General features: G+C 70.8%; 8 protein-coding genes. 4 read left to right on the forward strand and 4 right to left on the reverse strand.

Features of this window, described 5'->3' with window-relative positions; translation table 11 throughout:
• Positions 1–112 precede the first annotated feature (112 nt).
• Both AB0N06_RS36890 and AB0N06_RS36895 read right to left on the reverse strand, forming a co-directional pair.
• Positions 113–922 carry an SURF1 family protein gene (locus AB0N06_RS36890; protein WP_366139053.1) on the reverse strand — a complete coding sequence of 270 codons (810 nt, stop codon included), beginning with the start codon at positions 920–922 and terminating at the stop codon, positions 113–115.
• A gap of 224 nt (positions 923–1146) precedes the next feature.
• Positions 1147–2928, reverse strand: a complete 1782-nt coding sequence (locus AB0N06_RS36895; protein WP_366139061.1) for a prolyl oligopeptidase family serine peptidase — start codon at positions 2926–2928, stop codon at positions 1147–1149.
• A gap of 157 nt (positions 2929–3085) precedes the next feature.
• On the opposite strand from AB0N06_RS36895, the gene AB0N06_RS36900 reads away from it, so the two are divergent.
• The gene (locus AB0N06_RS36900; protein ID WP_366139054.1) at positions 3086–3922 is read left to right on the forward strand and encodes a class I SAM-dependent methyltransferase; all 837 of its coding nucleotides are present in this window, start codon (positions 3086–3088) and stop codon (positions 3920–3922) included.
• 40 nt (positions 3923–3962) lie between these two features.
• Positions 3963–4346 (forward strand): nuclear transport factor 2 family protein, encoded by a 384-nt coding sequence (locus AB0N06_RS36905; RefSeq protein ID WP_366139055.1) that lies wholly within the window; start codon positions 3963–3965, stop codon positions 4344–4346.
• A gap of 624 nt (positions 4347–4970) precedes the next feature.
• Here the strand turns inward: AB0N06_RS36905 and AB0N06_RS36910 are convergent.
• Together AB0N06_RS36910 and AB0N06_RS36915 are read right to left on the reverse strand one after the other, a co-directional pair.
• Entirely contained in the window at positions 4971–5624 is a 654-nt protein-coding gene (locus AB0N06_RS36910; RefSeq protein WP_366139057.1) for a helix-turn-helix domain-containing protein, read from the reverse strand.
• A gap of 73 nt (positions 5625–5697) precedes the next feature.
• Positions 5698–7302 (reverse strand): MDR family MFS transporter, encoded by a 1605-nt coding sequence (locus AB0N06_RS36915; protein ID WP_366139058.1) that lies wholly within the window; start codon positions 7300–7302, stop codon positions 5698–5700.
• A 264-nt stretch (positions 7303–7566) separates the two neighbouring features.
• Here AB0N06_RS36915 and AB0N06_RS36920 point away from each other — a divergent pair, with 264 nt between their 5' ends.
• Both AB0N06_RS36920 and AB0N06_RS36925 read left to right on the forward strand, forming a co-directional pair.
• A complete protein-coding gene (locus tag AB0N06_RS36920) occupies positions 7567–8154 on the forward strand; it encodes a helix-turn-helix domain-containing protein (protein WP_366139059.1) in 588 nt (195 codons plus the stop codon).
• Between the two features lie 564 nt (positions 8155–8718).
• Positions 8719–9150 (forward strand): transposase (locus AB0N06_RS36925; RefSeq protein WP_366139060.1); only part of this gene is annotated, 432 nt, incomplete at its 3' end.

Consider the following 9150-nt stretch of genomic DNA (forward strand, 5'->3'; position numbering starts at 1 on the left):
CGATGACGGGGAACCCCGCGGCCCGCGCGATCCCCATGTTCACGATGTCGGTGCGCCGCAGATTGATCTCGGCCGGGCTGCCCGCCCCCTCACGTATGCGCGTCAGCACGCCTCAGCCGCTGTCCGTGTCCGCGTCGTCCGTGAGGCCGAGCCGCACGTCCCGCGCGGCCTCCGCCTCACGCCGGACCAGCCGGAACCACATGAAGAGCACGAAGGCGCCGAAGACGAACCACTCGCCGGTGTAGCCGAGGTTCTGGAACGCCTTCAGGTCGAGCCCACTGCCCTGCGGCGCGACGGCGGGTACGGGACGCAGAGCAGTGGCCCCGCTGTTCTGGGCGCCGGCGCTCTTGCTGTCGGTGTCCTGGAGCGTCACCCATGCGTCGTACACGTCGTACGGGACGAGGTTGACCAGCGACGCGGCGCTGATCATGCCGAGCTGGCCGTCCGGGAGTCCGCCCGCCGTGTCGACGCCCGGAGTCCCCGCGTTCTCGGACGCCTGGAGGTCGCCGGTCACGGTGACTTCACCGGTCGGAGCGGCGGGAACCGCGGTCTGTCCGGCCTTGCCGGGCAGCCAGCCGCGCACCACCGGAAGCGCCTTGCCGCCGTCGGTGCGCAGCAGGTTCAGGACGTAGAAGCCGCTCTTGTCGTCGAGTTTCCGGCCGGGCACCAGGAACTGGTCGGCGTACCGGCCCGTCGCGGTGGCGGGACGCCCGGACGTCACCTTGTCGACCGGCAAGAGGTCGTCGAGCGGTTCGGCGGCCCTGCTGCCCGGGGCGGGCTGCTTCTGGGCCTGTTCGTGTGTCTGCACGCGGTCCTCGAAGCGCCCGAGCTGCCAGGTGCCCATGAAGACGCAGAACGGGATGGCCAGGACGGCGAAGAGGTTGATCCCCCACCATCGCGGGGTCAGCAGGAACCGGTACACCCCTCCACGGTACGGTCCCCGATCCGGTATCCCGGACCGGGGTCCGCAAGTACCGCCACCTGCCCGGGCCAGGACGCCGTTCACCCGGGACGCCGCAGGGCGGGGCGGAGACCGGGCGGGACGCCGCGCCGGAGCGTGGGGCGGGCCCCGGCGTGGCCCGGGCGCCACGAGGGCCTGGCATGGGCCCGCGCCATCGCCGGCCACGGCGCGGGCCCGGACGCCGACTACCCGAGGTGCCGTCGGGCGAAGTCGAGTTCCAGCCGCACCTGCTTGATCCGCTCCTCGACGACGAGCGAGCCGTGCCCCGCGTCGTACCGGTACACCTCGTGCGGGGCGCTCCGGTCCTTCAGGCGGTCCACATAGTTCTCGACCTGGCGGATCGGGCAGCGCGGGTCGTTGACTCCCGCCGAGATGTAGACCGGTGCCTTCACGGCGTCCACGTACGTCAGCGGGGACGAGGCCGCGAACCGTTCGGGCACCTCCTCCGGCGTGCCGCCCAACAGCGTGCGGTCCATCGCCTTCAGGGCCTCCATCTCGTCGTGGTACGCCGTGACGTAGTCGCCGACCGGGACCGCCGCCAGGCCCAGCGCCCAGTCGTCCGGCTGCGTACCCAGGCCGAGCAGGGTCAGATAGCCGCCCCACGAGCCCCCGGCCAGCACCAGCTTCTCCGGGTCGGCGAGCCCGGACTTCACCGCCCACTGCCGTACCGCCGCGATGTCCTCCAGTTCGATCAGGCCGACCCGGTGCTTGAGCGCGTCCGTCCACGCCCGCCCGTAGCCCGTGGAGCCGCGGTAGTTGACCCGGACCACCGCGTAGCCGTGGTCCACCCAGGCGGCGGGCCCGGACGCGAACTCGTCACTGTCGTGCCAGGTGGGGCCGCCGTGGATCTCGAAGACGGTCGGGAACGGCCCCTCCGCCGGGGCGGCGGGCCGCTGCACGAGCGCGTGGATCCGGCCGCCCGGACCGTCCACCCACACGTCCTCCACCGGAACCGACCCCGGAGCCTTCGCGCCCGGCGGATCGAGCACCACCGCGCCCGTCGTGGACCGCACGACGGGCGGCTGCGCGGCCGACGACCACAGATACTCCACCGTGCCGTCCGGCCGGGCCGTGGCACCCGACACCGATCCGGCCGGCGTCTCCACCCGTACCGGAGCGGCATCGGTGCCCGGCTCGAACCGCCACAGGTCGCTGCGGGCCTCGAAGCCGTGGACGATCAGCAGCGCGGAGCCGTCCGGATACCACTCGGCGCCCACGTCGCCGGGCAGATCGATCGCGAGGTCCGTCTCCGTCCCCGCCACCGGGTCCCAGATCATCGGCTCCCAGCGTCCCCGTCGCTGATGCCCGATCAGCAACCGGGTGTCTCCGGCCACCGGCGCGAAGCCCAGCACGGTCAGCCCCAGCTCCTCCGTGCCCCCCTTGGTGTCGTCGAGCTCGGCGACCGTCGTGCCGTCCGGCCGCACCACGCGGAGCGCCGAGTGCATCGCGTCGCCGTGCTCGGTGTGCTCCAGGGCGATCAGCGTCCCGTCGTGCGACAGGTCCCCGACGCCCGCCGACTCGCGGTGCCGGTAGATCTCGACGGGCGCGGACCCCGGCCGTACGACATGGATCGTCGTCCCGTCCTCGTCGGTGGAGCGGCCGATCACCGCCGTCCCGTCCCGCCCGATCGCGAGCCCCGCCGGGTAGGAGGGGGCGAGACCGGGAGCCGCCGGCACGTCCGCCGTCCCTTCACCGCCACCGCCGTGGAACGGCTGGCGCATCCACACCCCGAACTCGTCCCCGTCGGTGTCGTCGAACCACCAGATCGCCTCGCCGTCCGGGGTCAGCACCCCGTCCGTCGTCCCGTTCGGCCGGTCGGTGACCTGCCGCTGATCCCCGCTCGCCCGGTCCCATGCGTACAGCTCGTACGTCCCCGTCGCGTTGGAGACGAACAGCGCACGGTCCGGAGCGTCCTCCGCCCAGTCGGGCAACGACACCCGGGGCGCCCGGAAGCGCTGCTCCCACATCGGAACGGAATCGGTCGCCGGTGCCGGAACGGAGCCGTTCGCCCGCGCCGGAGCGGAGTCGGTCGTCGAGCCAGTGATCTCAGTCATGCCCCCCATTCTGCGTCGGGCCCGGAAAATCCGTTCGCATCGTCCTCAGTCTGTGGATAACCTCCCCGGCATGTACTCCCCGACTCCGGACGACTGGCGCGAGGCCAACCGCGCGCGCTGGGATGAGCGCGTGGCGATCCATGCGGCGAGCGACTTCTACGACGTCGACGCCTTCCGGGCGGGCAAGGACGCGCTGCGTGCGTTCGAGCTCGCGGAGGTCGGGGACGTGACGGGAAAGTCGCTCCTGCATCTGCAGTGCCACATCGGGCTCGACACCCTCTCCTGGGCCCGGCACGGCGCCGCGCACGTCGTCGGGCTCGACTTCTCCGGGCCTGCCGTCGAGACCGCCCGTGGTCTGGCCCGCGAGCTGGGGTTCACCCCGGACCGGGCGGCGTTCGTCGCCGCCGATGTGCATGACGCGGCGGAGGCCGTCCCCGACTCCTCGTACGACATCGTCTACACCGGCGTCGGTGCGCTGAACTGGCTGCCGGACACCCGCCGCTGGGCCGAGATCGCCGCCGCGCTCGTCGCGCCCGGCGGATTCCTCTATCTCGCGGAGTTCCATCCGCTGACCGACTGCCTCGACGACGCGACCGGCTCGACGGTCACGTACGACTACTTCAGCCGCGACGCATGGGTCGACGAGACGCCGGGTACGTACGCGGACCTCGACGCGTCGACCGTCCACAACCGGAGCGTCGAGTGGCAGCATCCCGTCGGTGACGTGGTGTCGGCGCTGGCAGCCGCCGGACTGCGGATCGAGTTCCTGCACGAGCACGACGCCTCGCTCTTCCAGCGGTTCGCGGCACTGGAGCGGCACGCCGACGGGTTCTACCGCTTCCCGCCCGGCCGGCCCCGCATTCCATTGATGTACTCGATCAAGGCGTCGAAGCCGACTGCGGGTTGAGCGAAGGCCGGTTGTCAGTGGTGGGGCTCAGACTCGGACCATGACTGCCGATCTGCGCGCCACGGTGGAGACGTACTGGACCGCGGCCGAGACACGTGACTGGGACACCTTCGCGGCGACGCTCGCCGAGGAGGTGCTCTACGACCTGCCGCAGACCCGCGAGCGCATCCGCGGCAAGGAGCGGTATCTCCGGTTCAACCGGGAGTATCCGGGGGACTGGCATGTCCGTGTTGAACGGATCGTGGCCGACCGGGCAGGCGAACAGGTGGCCGTACGGACGCTGTTCACCGTAGGCCTGGAAGAGATGCACGCCATCCACTTCTTCACGGGGGACGACCAGGGCCGGATCGTGGAGATCACGGACTTCTGGCCGGAGCCGTACGAGCCGCCGGCAGGCCGGGAGCACCTCGCCGAGCGTTACTGAGGCGCGGCTTCCGGGGCGGCCTCCACGGGGGTGGGGCCGGCCCGGTCCCCGGCCGTACGCGCCGCAGCGACGGCCCCCGCCCTGCCCCGGCCGGGCGCCGCGGGCCGGGGGCCGCGCCTGAGCGAAACGGCATACGTGGGGCGGCCCACTGGAGAATTCCCGGCGGACCGCCATGGCGCACTCTGTGGTGGCCACGACGCGGGGTGCCACCACAGCGCTTCGGTCGCGGTCGGCCGGCGAAGATCAGTTGTGCCCGAACCTGCGCTGCTTCCGGTGGGAGACCTGCTCCGATATCGCGCGCACCGGCCCGGGCGCATCCGGAATATGCGCCTGCCTCTGCTCCTTCGTCTCCGAGGGCGCGCTGCGTTCGTGACCACCTGTGCGGGCACCGCGATTCTGTCGGCTCTGCTTCTTGCTCACGATGACGCCTCCTGTAGCCGGTCTCGGACGAGGGGCCACTTTCAGATTCGCATGTGGGTACGAAGCGCGCATTCCGGGCGGCCGGGCTGAGGGTCGGGAGGGCGGCCCGTCGCGAGGTGCCGGATTGCCGCCTGCGCGGACGGTCCGACCGTGCGACTTTGGCCAGGGGCGTAACGGCAGCTGCATGCCTGAGATGTGCGCAGGTCAGGGCGCTGGTGGTGGTGAGTTTCGGGTGGTCTCGCCGGGGCTCGGGGAGCAGTTCGGCTCCCGAGTGGCTCCCTGGAGACCCGGCCGATCTTCGGGGCGCGGTGAGTGGGCGGCTGCCAGCAACTCCAGCCCGACGGCCAGCGCTGCGGCTCGTAGTTCCGCCATGCCGCCTGCGGTGTCCGCCAGAGCGGCAGGCACACCGTGCACGATCAACGCGGCGGTGACGCAGCGCAGTTGGTCCGTGAGTCCGGCGCCCGGGACTCGGAAGAGCGCCGACGCGCGCAGCATCACGTCGCGATACGCGGCACCGGCCGCGAGGCCGCGCAGAGTTGCTTGGTTCTCCTGCAGGAACCTCACGAGTGGCGCTGCCAGGCCGAGCGCCTCCGCGTACCGTCGCAGAGCCTCCTGCCGGGTGCTCAGGTCGGCCGGTTGGGTCTGCGCCCAGGCGATGACGTCCTCGACCGGCCGGATCCCTTCGACGAAGAGGGCGGTGACGATGTCGTCCTTCGTCTTGAAGTGGTGGTACACGGCCGCCTTGGTGACGCCGAGATGCTCGGCGATCTCCCGCAAGGAGGTGCGGTCGTAGCCGTGGTCCAAGAAGAGCGCGAGGGCCGTGTGCTTGATGCGCTCGCGGGTCGCGCCCTTGGCCATGGCGGGTGTCTCCGGTCTCTGGCGTCGCGCGGGGGGCGGGCGGCGGCCGGGGGGTGCGGCCCGCCCCCACGGGTCAGTGGGCGTGCTCGGCGACGGTGACGTCGGCCGGAGCCTTGTCCGCGCCCGGCGCACCGCCGAAGCCCCGCAGCGGCACGTGCCGGATGAACAGGGCGATCGCAATGCCGATGACGGCGACGCCCGCACCCCAGGCGAAGGCGGTACCGACGCCGTCGCTGACGGCCTGGGCGAAGGCGTGCTGAACGGACTCGGGCAGGTTGCGCAGCGCCTCGGGCGTCATCTGCGCCACCGCGCCACCGGCGCCCCCGGCTCCCGCGCCGGCGGCGCCGCCCGCGGAGGTGAAGGAATCGGTCAGCGTGGTGGTGTAGAGGGCGCCGAGTACGGAGACGCCGAGGGAGCCGCCCATGTTGCGCAGGAAGGTGGCCGCGCCGGTGGCGGCGCCCATGTCCTTGAGCGGCGCGCTGTTCTGCGCGATGAGCATGGTGGTCTGCATCAGGCAGCCCATACCGGCGCCCAGGACCACCATGTAGACGCCTGTCATGAAGCGCGAGGTGCCGGTGTCCATGGTGGCGAACAGGGCCAGGCCGACCGTGATCAGGACGCTGCCCGCGATCGGCAGGGCGCGGTACCGGCCGGTCTTGCTGATCACGGCGCCGCCTGCGAGCGACAGCACCATCGAGGCGATCATCATTGGCATCAGCAGCAGACCGCTGTTGGTGGCCGAGGACCCCTGCACGTACTGCTGGAACTGCGGCAGCAGCGTCACGCCGCCGAACATGGCGAAGCCGACGACGAGGCTGAGCGCACCGGCGAGGTTGAAGTTGCGGTCGGTGAAGACGGACAGCGGCATGATCGGCTCGGCCACGCGCTGCTCGACGAGGACGAACGCGGCGAACGCCACCACGGTGACCACGGCCAGACCGATGATCATGGGCGACGCCCAGTCGTATTCGGTGCCGCCCCAGCTGGTGATCAGGACAAGGGTGGTGATCCACACGGTCAGCAGCGCGGCGCCGGTCCAGTCGATGCGCACCTGCCCGGCGCTCCTGCGGGGCAGCTTGGCGAGGACGATCCAGCACACCAGCAGGGCGACGATGCCCAGCGGCAGGTTGACGTAGAACGCCCAGCGCCAGTTGAGGTGGTCGGTGATGAAACCACCCGCCAGCGGGCCGCCGATCATGGCGACCGGCATGACTGCCATCATCACGCCCTGGTACTTGCTGCGGTCGCGCGGCGGCACGATGTCGGCGAGCACCGACATGACGCCCACCATCAGACCGCCCGCGCCCAGGCCCTGCAGCGCGCGGAAGCCGATCAGCTCGCCCATGTTCTGCGACATGCCGCACAGCACGGAGCCGAGCAGGAATATCGCGATCGAGGAGACGAAGGTGATGCGGCGGCCCAGCAGGTCGCCGAGCTTGCCCCAGATCGGGGTGGCGGCGGTGGAGGCGAGGATGTAGCCAGTGGTCACCCAGGCCAGGTGGTTGAGGCCACCGAGGTCGCCCACGATCGTGGGCAGCGCGGGCGCCACGATCATGTTGTCCAGCATGGCCAGCAGCATGGCGATGACCAGGCCGCTCATCGTCACCATGATTTCGCGGTGGGTGAAGCGGGGCGGATGGGTCTCGGCGTCTGCCGACGCCGGTGCTGTCTGCGTCACGGCGAATGCCTTTCAGCAAAGGAACGGGCCGCCCGGGTTCGAGGGCAGCCGGACGAACGAATGTCGGACAGGGGGGAGGGTGGCCGGTCGTACGCGCGTCGCGGACGCCACGGCGTACACATCTTACCTACCGGCCGGTTAGTAGATTACTTGCCGACCGGTAAGTTGGCAACAAGGGATCCTCGGACGACGATCGAGTCGGGCGATCAGTTGCACAGGAGTGCCGGGGGCCCAGGGGAGAACCATGAAAGGGAACGGATGGCGATGGCAGGGCGGCGGCGGGGCGACGACACGAAGGCCGAGATCCGCAAGGTGGCCATCGAGTTGTTCACCGAGCAGGGCTACGAGGCGACCTCGCTGCGGGAGATCGCCGAACGCCTCGGCATCACCAAGGCCGCGCTCTACTACCACTTCAGCAGCAAGGAAGACATCGTCCGCTCGCTGTTCACCGAGCATCTGGACGCACTCGACGACATGGTCGCCTGGGCCAGGGAGCAGCCGCCCGGTCCCGAGCTGCGCGTCCGCGCCGTGGACCGCATGATCGACCTGGTCACCGCCGGCGGCCTGTCCGCCATGCGTTTCGCGCTCGCCAACCAGCGCGTCGTGCGCGACCTCCACCCCGGCCGGGAGAGCGCGTTCGAGCGGCTCGGCGAACTGTTCAAGATTCTGGCCGGTCCGGATGCCTCAGTGGAGGAGGAACTCCGCATGCGGGCCGCGCTGTTGAGCGTCAACACCGTGCTGCTGGCCTCGCAGGGCCTGGAGGTGTCCGACGAGAAGATCGCCGCGACCGCCCGCGACATCGCCCACCTGCTCGTCCCGCCCGGGACCGCTCCCCGGGCCGGCGGCTGGTAGCGGTAGAGGAACGGCCGGGGCCCAACGTGCGAGCGGCCTTTCCCGCGTCGGTGACGTGGGGTTGTGCCGTGCCGAAGCTTCCGCGGCAGGTCGGCGGGTGGCCGCGGCCTGCTCGCCGATGCGGCAGACCGCGTGGCCTGACGAGCCGCTGTCCGGGGAAAGGGGGACCCCCGGGGGGTTGCGAGTCCACGCCAGAGGGCCGGTACCGAACTCGGTACCGGCCCTCTGGCCTGTTACTTCACTGTCGGGGTGGCGGGATGTGAACCCACGACCTTTTCGCCCCGAATGAGGATCGGTCAAGATCGATACCTGCCTGCTTGGAATGTACGCAGGTCAGTCCCCCTGTTCCCTTCGGGTGCGCCTTGCCGGCGTGAAAACATGGCTGCGGCGCCTGCCCGCCGATGCCGGTAGCTCGTTGGGACGTTGAGCCCGTAGGTCAGTCTGGTGCCGGGCCGCAGAGGGGCCACGCACTGTTGCCATCGAGCACGCCGGTCAGATTCTCGCTCCCCCCGCGGCCCCCCGGGCAGGCGTCATCCCGTACGGATCGATACCAGGGAGTGGCGCATGACGGACACCGGCGACAGCGGTGGCACCGAGGAGATCGAGCAGGCCGAAGAGCTCGTGGCCCGTGTCGCGGCGATCGATATCGCCAAGGCGTCCGGGATGGTCTGCGTGCGGGTGCCGCACGAGGACAAGCCCGGCAAGCGCGTGCAGCGGGTCTTCAACACCGTCGCGACCAGCGGCGCGATCCTGGACCTGGCCGACCACCTGATCTGCCAGGGCGTCACCCGAGTGGTCATGGAGGCCACCTCGACGTACTGGAAGCCGTACTTCTTCCTGCTGGAATCGCGCGGTCTGGAGTGCTGGCTGGTCAACGCCCGTGATGTCAAGAACGTCCCCGGCCGGCCCAAGACCGACCGCCTGGACGCGGTCTGGCTGGCCAAACTCACCGAACGCGGCATGCTCCGGCCCTCCTTCGTGCCCCCGAAACCAGTC

It is taken from the genome of Streptomyces sp. NPDC051020, from assembly GCF_040683105.1.
In the GTDB taxonomy this organism is placed as follows: domain Bacteria; phylum Actinomycetota; class Actinomycetes; order Streptomycetales; family Streptomycetaceae; genus Streptomyces.

What these genes read in the sequence shown, in the direction of transcription:
- AB0N06_RS36895 (WP_366139061.1), bottom strand. Translation starts at nt 2,928, where the DNA reads ATGTGGGAGCAGCGCTTCCGGGCGCCCCGGGTGTCGTTGCCCGACTGG.
- AB0N06_RS36900 (WP_366139054.1), top strand. Translation starts at nt 3,086, where the DNA reads ATGTACTCCCCGACTCCGGACGACTGGCGCGAGGCCAACCGCGCGCGC.
- AB0N06_RS36905 (WP_366139055.1), top strand. Translation starts at nt 3,963, where the DNA reads ATGACTGCCGATCTGCGCGCCACGGTGGAGACGTACTGGACCGCGGCC.
- AB0N06_RS36910 (WP_366139057.1), bottom strand. Translation starts at nt 5,624, where the DNA reads ATGGCCAAGGGCGCGACCCGCGAGCGCATCAAGCACACGGCCCTCGCG.
- AB0N06_RS36920 (WP_366139059.1), top strand. Translation starts at nt 7,567, where the DNA reads ATGGCAGGGCGGCGGCGGGGCGACGACACGAAGGCCGAGATCCGCAAG.